The sequence below is a fragment of the Flavobacterium procerum genome (genome assembly GCF_042431625.1).
Taxonomy (GTDB): domain Bacteria; phylum Bacteroidota; class Bacteroidia; order Flavobacteriales; family Flavobacteriaceae; genus Flavobacterium; species Flavobacterium procerum.
Genome location: NZ_JBHLYW010000009.1, coordinates 14,681 through 31,006, shown reverse-complemented (window position 1 = coordinate 31,006; position 16,326 = coordinate 14,681). Strand labels below are relative to the sequence as shown.

The following is a 16,326-nucleotide window of genomic DNA, read 5'->3' as shown; positions in this document are numbered from 1 at the left end:
TGTAAAAAAGTTCCGAAAAAAGTGGAGAAATTTCTAATTTATGTAATCATCTTTTTTAATAGCCAGCTTGGTCATTTTAGATTCTAAAGTTGTAGGTTTGATGTTTAGAATAGAAGCAGCACCAGATGTTCCGCGAATTCTGCCTTTTACTTTTTTTAAAATAGCAATTATATAATCGCGTTCTATTTGCTGTTGCACATTTTTTACATCTTCTAAAGTTTGTACATTTTCTGTATTTAATGATTTTGATGTTGAAGATGAATTTAGCAGAAAATCTAATTCTGATTTTCCGTTATTTAATATTACCGATCTTTCGATAAAATTTTCCAGTTCGCGAATATTTCCTGGCCAATCGTATTCATTCATTTGTATCATCATTTTTGAAGTAATGCCGTTAAATTTCTTTTCGAATTCCTTAGAATATTTCTTTGCAAAATAATCGGCTAATTCAGAAATATCAGTTTTACGTTCTCGTAATGCAGGCATAGTTATAGGAAAGACATTTAGACGGTAGTAAAGATCCATTCTAAAATTGCCTTGAGCAACTTCTTTTTCGAGATTTCGATTTGTTGCGGCCACAATTCGGATATCTACTTTTCGTGCCGTATTGCCACCGACAGAATCAATTTCTTTTTCTTGTAAAACACGCAATAGCCGAATCTGCATTTCGTTGGATAATTCTCCAATTTCATCCAGAAAAATAGTTCCTCCATCAGCGAGTTCAAATTTTCCTTTTCTGCTTTCAACAGCTCCTGTAAATGAGCCTTTTTCATAACCAAATAACTCAGATTCAATCAAAGTAGGCGATATGGCGGCGCAATTTACTTTTACAAAAGGACCATTTTTGCGCATGGAGAGATTATGAATAGATTGCGCAGCCTTTTCTTTTCCGGTTCCGCTTTCTCCAAGAATAATAACCGATGTATTGTAAGGAGCAACTTGGGTTATAAGATCTAGAGCCTCCAATAGTAAAGGATGTTTGCCGATAATATCATTAAATTGATGAGAACGAGTTTCTTCTAAATTTTCTTTCTTTGTAGAATCAATTCGTTTTTTCTGATTGGCAACCTGATTCATTAAATCTATAAAATCTCTTTTTGCACTCGTCAATAAGTCAATGTGGTATTGCGAATAAATATTTTTCTTTTGATTTGAGAATATATATTGAACGGCTAATTCGTCATTCAATAAAAAGGGAAAAACAAGATAAGATTCGGCTCGGAAATGAGTTTTTAGTAATGCTAAATTTGGATTAAAATGTTCATTATCATTTTTATAAATAACAGTTTCATTCTCAAGATAATTGATTTCGCTAAAAGAAACATCAGTTTTTGAATTGGTCATGTTTTGCAATTCTTTTTCGCCTATGTATTGGTATTCGTCAAAGCCTATACGCATGTAGGCGGTAAACTTTTTTTGATTTAGTTGTTTAATTTCGAACACAATCAAGTCAAAAGAAATAAAAGTTTGTAACAGACGTGAAATTTCGTGAAGATATTCTTTTTCTTGAAATGTTCGCTGATTTATTAAGTTTAGCTTTTCTTTTAAAAGATTTTCTTGTCTCAAACGAGATTCTATACTGTTTTTATGCCTGTATGAAGCAATTTCTAAAGTAACGAGCAAATCTTTTTCTCTGAATGGCTTTACAAGAAATCCATAAGAATCGGTTTTCTTGGCTTCTTCAAGTATTGTTTCATTAGAATTGGCAGAAAGGTAAACAAAGGCAATGTTTTCTGATTTTATTTTTTTTGCCAAATCAATTCCTGATTCTTTGCCTTCTAGATATATGTCTAGCAATACGAGATCAGGTTTGTTTTTTGCGATACTTTCGTATGCTTCCTCAGCAGAAACAGCAATTCCGGTCACTATATAACCAGCTTGTCTCAATATTAGCTGCAGATCATTTGCGACTATAAATTCATCTTCTACAATTAATATTTTGCTGTTCATAATAAATCAAGAATTTAGGTACATAAATTTAATTATTATATGTACGCCGTTATTGTTTTCGATGATAAAACTGCCTTTTAGTTGCTTTGTAAGGCCTTTTATGAGATTGATTCCCAAAGAATTAGTGTCTGTTTTGGTAGTAAAATCAGGGAGGCCTGTACCGTTGTCGGCTATTTTAAGGACGATAAATTCGATGTCTTCATGATGTAAACTGACTTCAATTATTCCGTTTTGTTTTTCTAGAAAAGCATATTTTATTGCATTTACGACACTTTCTGTAATTATTAATCCTAGCGGAATGGCCTGAGAAACATGAAGATTTATTTCTTCGACATTTTTTATGAAACTGATTTGATTTTCATTGTCAAAACTTTCATGCAAATAATGAACGAGTTCGTCAATATACTGTGGCATTGCAATAGTCGAAATATTCTCGTCATGATACAATTTCTGATGAATCATCGACACGGCTTGCATTCTGCGGAGACTATCTTTAACAGCCATTTTTGCATCACTGTCTTTAAGATAAGCAGATTGTGAATTAAGAAGGCTTGTAACCATTTGAAGATTATTTTTAACTCTGTGATGTACTTCTTTAATGAGCCATTCTTTTTCTTTTAATAATTTTTGCTGTTCATTGTTTAGGCTTTCCAAAAAACTATTCTTTTGGTCTAATTCACGTTGACTAGCTTCAAGTTTGCGACTGTTTTTTTGTTTGATGATATAGCTGTTCAGCAACAAGCAAATTATCACAATCAATAATAATGCACCAATCAAAAGGATATTTTTTTCTCTTTCGGTTTCGTGAGATCTAATAAGTTGCAGGTGATTTTTGGCATGTAGTAATTTGATGTTTTTATCTTTTTTGTCTGTCTCGTATTTAATTAATAATTCGGCAAACTTTTTTTGCTGTTCTTCATTAAAAGCAGAATCTTTATATCTCTGACTTAAAAGCAGATTTTTAATGGCATCATCGTATTTTTTTTCGGTAGAATCGATTTTGAATAGATTGTAGTAATACAAGCTTTTTTCTGAAACGCCTATTTCAAAAGTATGTGAAATGCCATTTTTAATCAGTTGTCGTGCCTTAGTGTTTTTACCTATATTTCGGTAAAAAGAAGAAATCTGAAAAAAAGCGGCCGGAAATTCATCATGTACAAATTGAAGAGGGTAATTTTGAGCAATATTTTGAAAAACGGAATAGTTTTTTTCGGCTAAATCCATTTTTTTTAAATTTTCATATGTTTCTCCCAGTATGAAGGCAAAATGCATTTTTTCAAAGTCAGTAACAGGAGGGAATTCCTTTTCTGTATTTTTGAGCAGTGATAAAGCGTCTTTACTCTGATGCAGTTTATTTAGAAGCCAAGCTTTAGAGAGAAATGCTTTATACCAGAAAAGTCTGGTTTCATTGGTTTTATTTTCTAATGCTTTTGTGTACCAAAACATCGCATCTTTATCCTTTTTTGAATATTGATATAATTCGCCTCTTCGTAAGAAAAACAATGCCTTAAAGATGGAATCTTCTTTAGAACGCATGCTTTCAATGCATTTATTAGAATAATAAAGTGCTTTGACTACATCTCCTTTTCGATAAGATAAATACGAAAGAACATCAAATGCGTACTGATTGTGATAGTATTTTATTTCTTTTTGGAGGTTTACTATCTGATGAATCAATTTCTCTGATTCGTCAAATCGTCTGGCAATAAAATATTCGATGTTTATTTGCGACAAGGTTTCAATTTCCTTTTCCTTTTCTTTCAAAAAATGGAATATTGAAAGTGCTTTCTGAAAATAAACCAATCGTTTAGAATTCCCATATTGCAAAGTTTTTCCTGCTTCTAAAAATGCTCGGGCTTGATCTAAATTATTTCGAGTTTGTCTGCAGTTTTTTTCGATTTCGAAATATAATTTTTCACTTGCATTTGTATTCCCTCTCTGACTAAGCAGATTGGCTTTTAGCATCATGGCTCCAATTTTCCATTTGGTTGTTTTTTTTTGCTGTAAAACTTCATTCAGATATTTTTCGGCTTTGTCAAGATCTGCGTTTTGCGTACCTGATTTAAAAATGAAATAATTGCTTAGCTCCAACAATAGCAAAAAACGTTTTTCGCCACTTAAGTTTTGAAGCAATTTTTGGGCTTCTTTTATCTGGTGTTTTTCTATAAGTTGAGTTTCAAAAGTAGAAACACCTTCATTATAAATTTCATTATACGGAATGAGAATGCTTAAATTGTAAAGTCGGCAAGAAGTTCTAACCGCACTGTCTTTATCAATTTGTCCCTGACTGACCGTATGAAGATAGTCTGAAGTGATATGAACTAACAGTCTTTGTTTTGCTATTTCGCTATAACCGCTTTTATTTGATTGTCCATAAAAGTTTAATCCGAAGAAGATTAGAAAGAAAAATATTTTTCTATTTATTGTAAATTTAAAATAAGATGTCCAATGCTTATCATTCACAATAGTGTACTTTATGGATTAATTATAACGCTTTATTTTCAGATATTTTGTTGAAATGTAATGAGTTGATGATGAATTAGTTGTAAAAATATTGTAAAAAGTATTTAGTTATAGAAAATAATAGAATAAATTTTACACTTTTTTTAATAAATAAATGCAGTATTCTAAAGCTGCGAAAGATTTGAAAATATCTTAAAAACAAAAAAGGAAACAGTTTTAATTCTGTTTCCTTTTTTTATGCTTTTATTAGAAAAATTATTTTCCGCTAGAGGCTGTGATTTTTCCTAACTGTAGTCTAAAGTCTGGTCTACGTGCGTTATACATGTCTACAAAAGTTTCTTTGTTGTCTGTGATAGAATAAACATTAGAGAAAATGCTGTTTCCATACCAGTTTTCTAAATCTGCATTATCACTTCTGTTTTCTGTAAATATGTTACCGCTACACTGATTGAAAAACATTTCTTCAAATTTGATTTTCTTAAGATTAGCACCGTTGATTTCGGTTTTGCTGTCTAATATAACTGCTGGGTTAAATCCTGAAACAACACTTCTTTTCATTTCTAATGAAGTGTTTTCACCAACATAAATAGCTTCTTTTATCAATCCAGCTTGAATATCAGCTTTAATGTTTTCGCTTTCATTCAACATTGTAATGTTTGCAGCTGCTACTAAAGTAGATTTTTTAGTAAAGTCAGTTTCGTTTTTCTTTTCGTATGCTTTCACATCTAAACATCTAGAACCATCTTTGCTTCCTGATAAATAAGAAGATCTAACAGCTAAAGAGTTGTATAAACGACATTGGATGCCTTGAGTAAATTTAAAATCATCATTAATTGATTTGTATGAAACCAATTGAGAAGCATTTACATCTCCACCATAGAATCCAAATGAATTACCACCTGAGTAGCTAACCATAATGTTTTCTATAACTGTTTTGTTTCCTACACCTGCAATAGTCAATCCATTAAAAGAATAATCTAATCCTTTTACTTTTTTACCTGCAAACTCAATTCTCACGAATTTTAAAACTCCTGAGTTTGCTGCAGTATTATTTCCACCGTATATAGTAAGGGCAGGATCAAGATCCATGTTGTACGAACCTAAGTTACCAAATTTATTGATAGGTGCATCACCAAGAACAACAACTCCTCCCCAGTCTCCAGCTTTTTTCATGCTGCGGTTTGAAGTAAAGATAATTGGATCTGTTTCTTGGCCTTCAGCCATGATTTGAGCTCCTTTTGTAATTACTAATGTTCCTTTTGTTTCAAAATCCCCAATAATTACTGTACCTGGTTCAATTGTAAGAACAGCATTATTAGTTACATACACATTTCCTTGAAGAATGTAAACGTTTCTTTTCAGAAGTTTTGTATTCTCGGCAATGTTTCCAGCTAAAATCTGAGTAGCATCTTTAGACTCAGTTTTGTGAGGTTTGAACTCTGTCCAGTTATCCAACCAGTTAGTGTATCCGATAATTCCTTTTTCCTGCTGTGCATTTAATCCTACTGCCAGCAGTAGACAAAACATTAAAGTAATTTTTTTCATAGTCATGGGGCTTTTGGTATTATACGTTCTTTTGACAACTTAGAAAGAAACTTTTTCATTGAAAAGGATTCTTTTGATTTTTGGAAATTAATCGAAGCTAATGCATTATCAACTGCCGAAAAATTGAAACCTGAATGTTACCAAGTGTCATTTTACAAATATATGCAAAATGTTTAGATTCCGCGGGCTTTTTACCCGTATTTAACATTTGTTCAAGCAAAATTAAACTAGAGTTAATGTCTTCAAAACATATGCAAAAGCTGGAAAGCCTTTGGTTTTAAGGTTTTATTTTGTGAATATGTATTTTTTATGTTTGTTTTAATGTTTTTATAATTAGATTGTTATCTTCTTTTTTGATAAAATAAAAGATGGTAAACCTACTATTTTCATGCAGTCTTATTTTTGTGAATTCTTATGTTAATTGAGTAGCTTCTTTTTTTTATTTTTTATGAAATTTTACCATTAATTTACGCTGAAAGGCTGCTTTTTCTAGCATCGAAGAGAAAATTTCGTTGCAGGATCTGATGTAGAATCTCTAGAAAAACAACATTATTGCATTTTTTTATAAAGGTTTTTCGAGAAGTCTTCCTTTATAATCAAAATTTTTAAAAATGATACACGACAATAATTTGCAGTTTTGTATTTCTGCAGGTAATTCTTTGACTTTTTTCGCCTTGAGTTTTTGGCTGACAACAATGTGGTTATTCGCTTCTAGTTTACTTGAACAAGATAACTTGTATCGATGGATGTATTTAGATTAATTTTTAGTGTCAAATTCTGTAATAACAAAATCTCCATTGTCATCTGATTCAAAATAGGTGTATTTGTTTAACGTTATATTTTTAAAAGAATAACCATTCTTCAATTTTACGTCATCTTGAAAGATATTCAATTTAGTTTCAATATAATGAGGATTGATTCCTTTTACATCAGAATAGGTAACTATTATTTTCTCTGATTTGGAATAAAAATATTCGCATACCAGCCAATTGTCATATTCGTCATTTGCAATGTACTTTTTAGTTTTAAACCAATTATATTTAATGCAGTTTTTATAACTTATTTCTAATATTTCTTGTTTCGTTAAATTTTTAGGATGCTTGTTGGTTGTATTAAAACTCAATAAAAAGCCACACAGAAAAATAGTAGTTAAATTTAAAATTGCTCTCATTTGTTGTTTGATTTGAAAGGCAGGACAAAGTTATACTTACATATTTAGAAATAATAAAGGCTGTCCGAAAGACAGCCCTTACAAACTAATTAAAATAAAAATAAAAAAATCGGTAAGAATAGTATAAACCAGAATCAGGAATTGGTTTATAAGTGATTCTTACTTTGCCTTCATGAGCACTTGTACGCTGTTAGATTTTTTCAAAGCATTTACTGTAAATTCTTTTAAATCTTTTGCAGTGATAGTACTTAATGTCGTTTTAAGAAGTTCAATATCAAGAGGCGTTTCCTCATTGCGAACATACGAAGTCAAAGCACTTAGCCAGTAACTGTTTTCTTTTAGCTGTTCTTGATAATTCTTGATTATAGATTGTTTGATGTCTTCTAGGATATTCGTAGGAATATTTTCAGTTTGTACCCTCGCCAATTCAGCATGAACAATTTTCACCAACTTATCGGCTTTGTCAGGATTACAGTCAAAATTGATTTCTAATGAAAACAATGGAGAAGGGGACTGTGATAAATCGGTTCCAACTTGAACTCCATAGCTGCCGCCTTCTTCTTCGCGAATGGTTTCTAAGTAGCGTTTAGTCAGCCATTCCGAAACCATGTAACTTAAGATTTTATTCTTTTTAGAATACGTAACATCCTTGTTTTCCAAATGAAGATAAACCGTTGTTTTTGGTGTATCCATTGTTCTGAAAATCGTTTTCTCCGTTTTTCCGTCTTTCATGAAAATTTTATGATCAACGTATTTTTCTGTTTTTGGAGTTGATGGAAGATTGCCTAAATAAGTATTGATTAAAGCAATATCTTTCTCAGAAATGTTTCCAACGAATAAGAAGGTAAAATCTCCTGCATTAGAAAAACGCTCGGTGTAGAATTTCTTCGCCTTATTCAAATCAAAAGCATTGATAAAATCCTGATTCAATAACCAATTGCGCTTGCTGTAATTCGTGTTTAAAACCGAAATCGTATCGCTTAATGCTTTTTCGTTGCTGTTGTGAGCATTATTCAGTTTGTTTTGGTACTGCTCTTTGATTTTATCAAAAGTAGTCGTATCCAATCGCGGATGCTGGAAATAAAGGTAAGTAAGCTGTAATAAAGTCGTCAAAGATTCTTTGTTGCTGCTTCCGTTAAAACCTTCGTATAAACCTCCAATATACGGACTCACACTAGCCGTTTGACCGGCCAGTTTCTTTTTTAAATCGGTAAACTTATAATCGCCCAAACCAGAATAAGCCGCTACTGCTGTTGCAATTTGTGTTGACGGAAGATCCTGCCAGTCTGCTAAGGAATTTCCTCCTACGCTGTAAGCAGAAAACAAAATCTGGTCTTTGCTTAAGGTTGTTGGATAAATAATCACTTTTGCTCCGTTTGCCAAAGTGTACTGTTTTGCATTTGCAAAAGCTTTAATGTCGCTGGTTTTTGCAATTGCTTTTTCTGTCAATTGCTCTTTAACTAAAGAAGCCGTTAATTCTTCTTCCTTGTACGGTTCCAATTTGCTGTTTGAAATGGTTTTCATCGCATTCCAATAATCATTTGCTTCAGGAAATTTAGTCGCAGCATCTTCCGGAGCAGAAACCGATAAGATTAGATTTTGTTTTGGTTCTAAAGCTCTGAAAGCACTATTAACCTGTTCCAAAGTTACTTTATTTAGAAACTCATTCATCCATTTGTATTCCTGGTCTAAAGTCATAATCGGATTGGCTTCTAAGAAATACATCTGTAATTGTTCTGCCCAATATCCGTTGCTGATTTTGTCTTTGTTTGCCAGACGATTATCATAATTGCTTCGCATTTTGGTTTTCAAACGGTCTAATTCCTGCTGTGTAAATCCGTTTTGAATAGCTCTTTCATATTCTCTGTAGGCTTCTGTAAAAGCTTCTAAGAATTTACCTTTTTTAGGAGCGATGTACAATGAAAATTTACTGTCTAATCTCGACAGGTTATCATTTCTAACACCAAAAGACAAACCTGCCGTTTCATTGTTGATGATGTATTCTCCAAAGCGAGTATTCATTAACTGCAGGGCAAGACTTTCCTGCATGCTTTTGGTCATTTCTGCTTCGTCTTGCACTAAAGGCTTTGGAAGTGTGTACGAAAGTGAAATCCCGGAACGCTGTAATTCTTTGTCGGTTGCCAGTACATAACGATTTTCTTTCTGTACCGGAATTTTCTCGTATTCTCTTTTGTTGATTTTCTTTGGAGCTGGTATCGAACCGAAAATCTCTTTAACCCTTTTTTCGATAAATGCCACGTCAATGTCCCCTACAATAACGACAGCCTGATTTTGCGGTTGATACCACTTTTTGTAATAATCTCTTAAAACCTGATATTTGAAGTTGTTGATGACATTCAAATCTCCAATTACATTTCGCTTGGCATATTTCGAACCTTGAAAAACTACTTTGTCGATTTTTTCTCCTGCTCTGTAATCTGCATTTCTTCTAGTACGCCATTCTTCACGAATTACACCTCTTTCAGCATCAATTTCGTTATTCGCTAAAAGCAGAGAGCCAGACCAATCATGTAAAACATACATGCAGGAATCTAATAACGTTTTGTTGTCAGCAGGAACATTACTGATGTTGTAAACGGTTTCGTCATAAGCGGTGTAAGCATTGATGTCTTTTCCAAAAGAAACACCTTGCTTTTCCAGCATGTTGATGATGCCTTTTCCTTTAAAATGTTCTGTTCCGTTAAAAGCCATATGTTCCAGAAAGTGCGCTAATCCGTCTTGATCATCGTTTTCTAGAATCGCCCCGACATTTTGTACGAAATAGAAATCGGCTCTGTCTTTGGGCCATTCGTTGTGAAGGATAAAATACTGCATTCCGTTTGGCAATGTTCCGTGCGCCACTTCTTTGGGCAGCGGAAAAGTAGTTTTAAACTGCGCCGAAACCTGAGTTAAACCCAAGAAAAGAAAATGCGCTAAAATTAATTTTGCTTTCATTGTTGATCGTTATTGTTCTTTTTTTTGATTGAATTTTAGTTGGAATAGGGTATAAGAAGTCCCTGCTGTTTATTTGAAGGTCTCGTGAGAAACCCTCAAAAAACAGTTTTTTTAAACACATAGAAATATAGTTGGCAGACTTATAAAAGGCGTTTCACTTGCATCAATTCACATAGTATGCTATGTGTGGAAGCTAGCTTCTTCTTTGCTCTCAAAAGAAAAAGAGAAAAAATCTATGTTTCTATGTGTTTCATAATTTTAAATTAAATTACATCCAGTCTGGTTTTGCCGTACCTTTTAAATAGTAATCAAAATACTGTTGCATTTTAAGTGTCCAGTCTTTTCTGTTGGCAGCATCGTCTAAAGTATGTCCTTCTTTTTTGTAGTTGACCAATAAAGCAGGTTTTCCTAAACGACGAAGTGCAAAGAATAATGATTGTCCTTCTTGATAAGGAACTGCGCGGTCGTTATCATTGTGGAAAATCAAAATTGGTGTTTTGATGTTTTTCGCAGAAAATAAAGGCGAATTTTTGATGTATCCGTCCAAGTTATCGTGCATCGAAATTCCCATGCGGTATTGATCGGCTTCGTATTTAAACATAGTCGAAATACCATTCGATCTCATAACAGGATAGTTAGCCGTAAAGTTGCTTACTCCAGAACCCACAATCGCACAGCTGAAAAGATCTGTTTTAGTCGTTAAGAAAGAAGTTTCGTAACCTCCAAAACTATGTCCCTGAATTCCGATTTTGCCTTTTTCAGTAATACCATTTGCAATTAAATATTCAACACCGCTAATGACATCATTGTAAACACTGTTTCCGACATCGCCGTAAACATAATGTACGTCTGGCTGAAAAACGATATATTCTCGGCTTAAATAACTTGGAATATTAATATTCGAAGAACTTACTTCCGGTTGTTGATACGTATTAAAATCAGTTGTATGTTTTTCATAAAAATGGACAATTACTGGATATGTTTTTTTGCTGTCGTAATTGTCTGGAAGATATAAGTTTCCTTGATTTTCTTTTCCACTAAAACTTTTCCACGTCAATACTTTTGCAGTTCCCCAAGCATAATCTTTTTGCTGCGGATTGATATCTGTTATTCTAGATTGTGATCCAAAACTTGATGTTCCCCACCATAAATCTGGAAAAATGGTGTAGCTTGATTTTGAAAACAAAACACTTGAATTATCTCCAGAAACTGCTTCAATTCGTAAGCTGTAATCTGGATTTGCAAATATTTTTGCTATTGAATTATTATTGTTTAATTGGTAAACACCGTTGGATTTATGTTCGATATCAAAACCAATAAATGTAATTGATTTTCTTTGGTCCAAATTTCCAATGAAACCTTGTTCTCCGTAACGAAGTTCCACTTTATTTTTTCTTCCGTAACCTTGACTTATAGAATAAGCTTTTTTCTGATTCGTAAGATCAATAGCCCACAAATCAAACTGATCGTATAAAACTACCGTATTTCCGTTGTTCAACCAGCCTGCAATTCCGTAAGCCGTATTGGCTGATTTCATGTCTACATTATCATCTGAAAGTGGAAAAGGAATCTGAGAACTAATGTTTTTAAATTGCATAGAAGCAGGGTCAAAAACAGTCCATACTTTTTGTTTTTCGTCATAATAAACAGCAAAACTTCCCTGTGGATTCCAAGTTGGATTTCCAAAAACGCCAGTCAACACTTTGGTAGATTTTCCTGTTGTAGCATCAATCCAATATATATCGTTACGTTCGTTAAAAGTCCAGTCGGTTTCTACTGCATACGGTTTTTTATCACTCGCAAAAACACCTTTGTAATTTCCGGATTCGGGAATTAAAACCTGATCAAATTCGCCTGTTGACGCCACTTTAATCACTTTTTTGTCTTGGATATCATAAATGAATTTCTGTTCGCTTGGAAGTGTTTTAGAGCTTCTTAATAACTCTTGTCTACGTTCCATAGTTCCTTGATTGGATCTCCAGATTTCTACATTTGATTTTGCAATCTGAGTATTTTCAGGACGTTTGTTTGAGTTTATTAATAACGTAATGAAACGAGTGTTTTCGTTTAAACCATAAGCCGTTTTTGAAATCGAAAAATTTGAATCGTTTAAAGCTATTTCATCATAATTGAATAAAACTTTAGTTGAATTGTTATTCAGATTAAAATAATAAACTATATTAAAATCGGAGCTGTTGTTTCCTTTTAAAGTAAAAGTACCGCCGTTTTCTTTATCGTTTAATTGAAAATCGCCAAAATCAGAAGCTTTTCCGCTGTAAACCGTTTCTTGTTTGCCACCGATTGTTCCGTGTTTTAGGAAAATCTGATCTTTTTCAATCTGAACATACACAATCGATTTGTTCTTTAAAAAACGAGACGATTTGATATTGTTTACAAAAATACTATCGTTACTTTCTAAATTATAACAAACCAAACGCTGTAAAAAGATTGCTCCTTTTGGAGTTTCTGGTCGTGTGTAATACAAAAAATCGGTTCCTTCAAGTACATTGGTGTAATGCTTGCTTTTCCAAAGTTTTTTAGCTCCTGTTTTTAAATTCTGCAAAAGCGTACTGTCGTTTTTAGTATACTGAATCCAGTCTTTTTTCCCGATGAATTTCAAATCATTAATATCATTTAAGACCAAACGTTTTCCTTTTGGAGCTTCCTGAATAATGATCTGTTTTTTATTTTCTTTTTCTTCATCCTGAAAAACGGTGCTGTACGACATCCATTTTCCATTATATGACAAAGCTTTAGAGTTAATTCTTTGCCAAGATTGGTAAGCCGATTCGTCAACTGCTTTTTTCTGTGCAGATAAACTATGTACACCCAAAGCGAGTGTACATAGTAAAACTATTTTTTTCATATTTTTTTGATTTTCAAAAAGCAATTATTCGTTCTTTAAAGTGTTGATAACGTTTGTAAGTTCGTCCACTAATTGTCCTGGATTTCCAGAATATCCTTCAGATGTAAAACGGATTTTTCCGTCTTTGATCACTACTTTTCTTGGAATACCGCTTGATTTAAAGATCTGAGCATAGTTGGTAAAAGAAGCGTTGTTTGTACCGCCGCCTTTTTTAACCAAATCAAAATAGGTATTGATTTTTAAACCTTTTTCTTTTAGATAAGCCAAAGCTTCTTTTTTATAGCCTTCTTTAGTTTCCTGCGTGCTGATAAAATAAATTTCAATTTGTTTGTCTTCTTTAAAGTTGTTTACCAATTGCTGCATTGCTGGAAACGCTTTTTTACAAGGTCCGCACCAAGTTGCCCAGAAATCAATTACAATGATTTTACCACTGTTTAAAGCTAAATCTTTTGTTTTTCCGTCTGCAGACTGCACTTTAATTGCTGGCGCGGGAACTGGATCCATTAAAGCGATTTTTTCTTCTGCTTTGTTTTCTTTTTTCAATTGCTCTAAATACGCAGGGAAATCCGCTTCTTTTTTACCTTCTTTCAAATACAATTCTTTCAGTTTTGCAGTTGCTCCTTCAGATAAAATATTGGCTCTTGCTGCATTTTTTAAAACCTCTAAAATTGGTTTATTAAATGCTTCTAAAGCTTTAATATGAATATCGTTTATACTCGCTTTTTCGTAACGTTTTTCGAATGGAAGTAAAGCAAAAGTCTCTAAAACTTCTTTGTACTTTTTCAAGATATCGTACATACGAATCTGAATTACCAATTCGTTGTTAAGCTGTGTTTTTGCATTTTCAGTTGCTTGGTTTGGAGACCAGTAAAGTCCCTGCATATACGACATATCGTTTACTTTTTGCTGCATCTGCCGCATCATTGGCACTGCCATAGTTTCGATTAAAGCAGGATCAACTACTTTTAAGTATAATGCTTTCGAAATATTTTGGTGGTAAGCATCATTCAAATTAGCAAAATTCATTGTTGGAATCATCGCTAAAATGCTTTTGTAATCTTTAGTATCGAAATAATATCCAAACTGCATTTTTACAATGTTATCATAGAAATATTTCTGAGATGGTGGTACTTCAGAGTTGTATGGAAAATCAGCTAAGAACTGTGTAATTACCTTGTTTCTTTCTGTGACATCTGCAATCGGCATAATTTTTTGATACGCTTTGAATCTTACATGGCTTCCTTTTGGAAATTGTTTTTCGATTACTGCTTCAAGAGAATCTGCCTTTGTTTTATTCTTTAGATCAAACAAATAAATATGGTGCACTTTTGAGTACACTTCTTCAGGAAGTCCTTTCATATTCTTTGTAAAATCGGCTAAAAATTTGCTTCCCAATTCCTGAAACTTTTCAGGTTTTTGTTTTTTCAATACATCGAAATAAGAGTCAAAAAACTCAGGAAATCTATTTCCGTTAGCTGCAACTTCCTTTTTTAACCAATATTCTGTAGCATCTCCATCAATAGAAAAATCTTTGAAGTAATCGCCAAATTGGCCATTGAAATCTTTGTTTCTGAAAGTTGCCCAAGCCAAATCAGCTCCCGGCATTTTTACTTTTGGTTCTTTAAAAGCAACCAGCATATATCCTGCGTCTTGATTCGTATCTGTAACTAATCCGTTTTCGGTATTGCCATAGAATTTGAAAGCCATAAAAGCACAGTTTTTTGGAACTGTAAAATCGGCGCTGTAAACAGCGCCATTTTTTTTCATTTTAAGGTCTTCAATTTCCCATCTGTAATCATTAAAAACATAAGCATAACCGCTGATATTCTTAACATTTTCTAAAGGTCCGCCTTTTGGATCGTACGTCATGCTGAAACTTGCTCCGGGAATCGGAATGTCAACCATTCCTTGTAATCTCGATTTAACTTCTTGACTGGTAACTTGTAAGGTAAAGGCACAGAACGCCAATACCAATAATTTGATATTCTTAATTTTTGTAAACATTGTACGTTTTTTTATTTCCCTAATTCAGGGCTTAGATCGATATAATTTTGATTGATTGGGAATACATATCCACCACTATTTGGTTCCAAAGTATAGGTTTGGCCTTTAAAAACTCGAGTATATGTTTTTTTATAAGCTGGATCTAGATTTAATCGTCTTTGATCAAACCAGCGGAAACCTCTTCCTATGAATTCTTTTCGTCTTTCGGCTAAAACCAAATCCAGAGCTTCCTTGTTTGTTGTTGCCGAAACAGTATAAGTTGTTCCCGATTTAAAACGTTTTGCTCTCAGAATATTAAGATAATTAACGGCTTCTGTAATTTTTCCAGATCTAGCATAACATTCAGCTGCAATTAAATACATTTCAGGAACAGAAACTCCGACATTTACTCCGTTGGTGTAACTGTAAGTGTTTATCCCAAATCCTCTTCCAGTGTAAGTAGGATAGAAATTAGTTCCTGGAGCGGTGTAATAATTGTAACGTAAATCATCGGTTCCAAAACTATTTAAAAGCTCTGTAGATAATGGCGCACCGTTATAAGTTAAAAGCAACGTTTTTGAAAAAATAACCTCAGGATTCTGAATCAAAACGGGATAGCTATATGCTGTGGCTAAAGATTTAAAATCGATTAAGCCATTTTGCATTTGCAACGCTTTTTCTGCATTTTCAAGACTCAAATCATATTGTCCCATTAATAAATAGGTTCTCGCAAGCAATGCATAAACGGCTCTTTTTGAAGGAAGTACATTAAATTGTGGGTCATCTTGAATGCCATTGTCTAAAGCACTTTTTAGATCAGATATAATTTGATCGTAAACTTGGCCTACTGTATTTCTTTCTAAAGAAGAAAACAATTCTGGTTTTAATAATAGTGGCACTGCTTTTTCTGAATTAGAAGAAGCTGGATCAAACTGCGGTCCATAAGTATTAACCAATTGCAAATAAGCAAAGGCTCTGTGTACGAAGGCTTCGGCATAGATTTCTTTTTTTTCTGCTTCAGTTCCTTTTTCACTTCCCATTACGCCATCTAGGAGTACATTGCTGTAATAGACAGCTTTGTATAATCCTGTCCAATCTGAATCGCCTTGAGATGGGTCATAAATCCTTTCCTGCCAAGTGTAGCTATTTCCCCATATTGTCGTAACGCCATTCTGATAAGTTGTAGGAAATTCGACATCATCATTTGCGATAAGATAAATGCCGCCAGAAGCAGTTACATCATTATAATTGTTGGCTATGGCTCTGTAATCAGAAGTGTATTTTAAGATTCTGTTATTTCCAACCTGTTCAACTTCAACATAATCTCGACATGAGTTTAGCAAAAGCAAAGGAAGAAATATATATAATGTAGATTTAAGAAATTTCATAAGTC

At 33.2% G+C, this 16,326-nt stretch carries 8 protein-coding genes; all 8 read right to left on the bottom strand.

The window, feature by feature from the left end; genetic code table 11:
• Nucleotides 1-33: 33 nt before the first annotated feature.
• Nucleotides 34-1,950, bottom strand: coding sequence for a sigma 54-interacting transcriptional regulator (locus ACFFLS_RS11580; protein ID WP_379686741.1), 1,917 nt, complete (start codon nucleotides 1,948-1,950; stop codon nucleotides 34-36).
• A 6-nt stretch (nucleotides 1,951-1,956) separates the two neighbouring features.
• Nucleotides 1,957-4,413, bottom strand: coding sequence for a tetratricopeptide repeat-containing sensor histidine kinase (locus tag ACFFLS_RS11575; protein ID WP_379686743.1), 2,457 nt, complete (start codon nucleotides 4,411-4,413; stop codon nucleotides 1,957-1,959).
• Nucleotides 4,414-4,668: 255 nt separating this feature from the next.
• Nucleotides 4,669-5,958, bottom strand: a complete 1,290-nt coding sequence (locus ACFFLS_RS11570; protein ID WP_379686745.1) for a beta-helix domain-containing protein — start codon at nucleotides 5,956-5,958, stop codon at nucleotides 4,669-4,671.
• Nucleotides 5,959-6,715: 757 nt separating this feature from the next.
• Complete coding sequence (locus ACFFLS_RS11565; RefSeq protein ID WP_379686746.1) at nucleotides 6,716-7,129, bottom strand: hypothetical protein; 414 nt, start codon at nucleotides 7,127-7,129, stop codon at nucleotides 6,716-6,718.
• Nucleotides 7,130-7,288: 159 nt separating this feature from the next.
• Nucleotides 7,289-10,084 (bottom strand): M16 family metallopeptidase, encoded by a 2,796-nt coding sequence (locus ACFFLS_RS11560; RefSeq protein WP_379686748.1) that lies wholly within the window; start codon nucleotides 10,082-10,084, stop codon nucleotides 7,289-7,291.
• 268 nt (nucleotides 10,085-10,352) lie between these two features.
• A complete protein-coding gene (locus ACFFLS_RS11555) occupies nucleotides 10,353-12,950 on the bottom strand; it encodes an alpha/beta hydrolase family protein (RefSeq protein ID WP_379686749.1) in 2,598 nt (865 codons plus the stop codon).
• A gap of 24 nt (nucleotides 12,951-12,974) precedes the next feature.
• Entirely contained in the window at nucleotides 12,975-14,954 is a 1,980-nt protein-coding gene (locus ACFFLS_RS11550) for a TlpA family protein disulfide reductase (RefSeq protein ID WP_379686750.1), read from the bottom strand.
• 11 nt (nucleotides 14,955-14,965) lie between these two features.
• Nucleotides 14,966-16,321, bottom strand: coding sequence for a RagB/SusD family nutrient uptake outer membrane protein (locus ACFFLS_RS11545; RefSeq protein ID WP_379686752.1), 1,356 nt, complete (start codon nucleotides 16,319-16,321; stop codon nucleotides 14,966-14,968).
• Nucleotides 16,322-16,326: the final 5 nt, after the last annotated feature.

Excerpts from the sequence above, each read along its gene's own strand:
- ACFFLS_RS11580 (WP_379686741.1), bottom strand. The coding sequence starts at position 1,950 with ATGAACAGCAAAATATTAATTGTAGAAGATGAATTTATAGTCGCAAAT.
- ACFFLS_RS11570 (WP_379686745.1), bottom strand. The coding sequence starts at position 5,958 with ATGAAAAAAATTACTTTAATGTTTTGTCTACTGCTGGCAGTAGGATTA.
- ACFFLS_RS11565 (WP_379686746.1), bottom strand. The coding sequence starts at position 7,129 with ATGAGAGCAATTTTAAATTTAACTACTATTTTTCTGTGTGGCTTTTTA.
- ACFFLS_RS11560 (WP_379686748.1), bottom strand. The coding sequence starts at position 10,084 with ATGAAAGCAAAATTAATTTTAGCGCATTTTCTTTTCTTGGGTTTAACT.
- ACFFLS_RS11555 (WP_379686749.1), bottom strand. The coding sequence starts at position 12,950 with ATGAAAAAAATAGTTTTACTATGTACACTCGCTTTGGGTGTACATAGT.
- ACFFLS_RS11550 (WP_379686750.1), bottom strand. The coding sequence starts at position 14,954 with ATGTTTACAAAAATTAAGAATATCAAATTATTGGTATTGGCGTTCTGT.
- ACFFLS_RS11545 (WP_379686752.1), bottom strand. The coding sequence starts at position 16,321 with ATGAAATTTCTTAAATCTACATTATATATATTTCTTCCTTTGCTTTTG.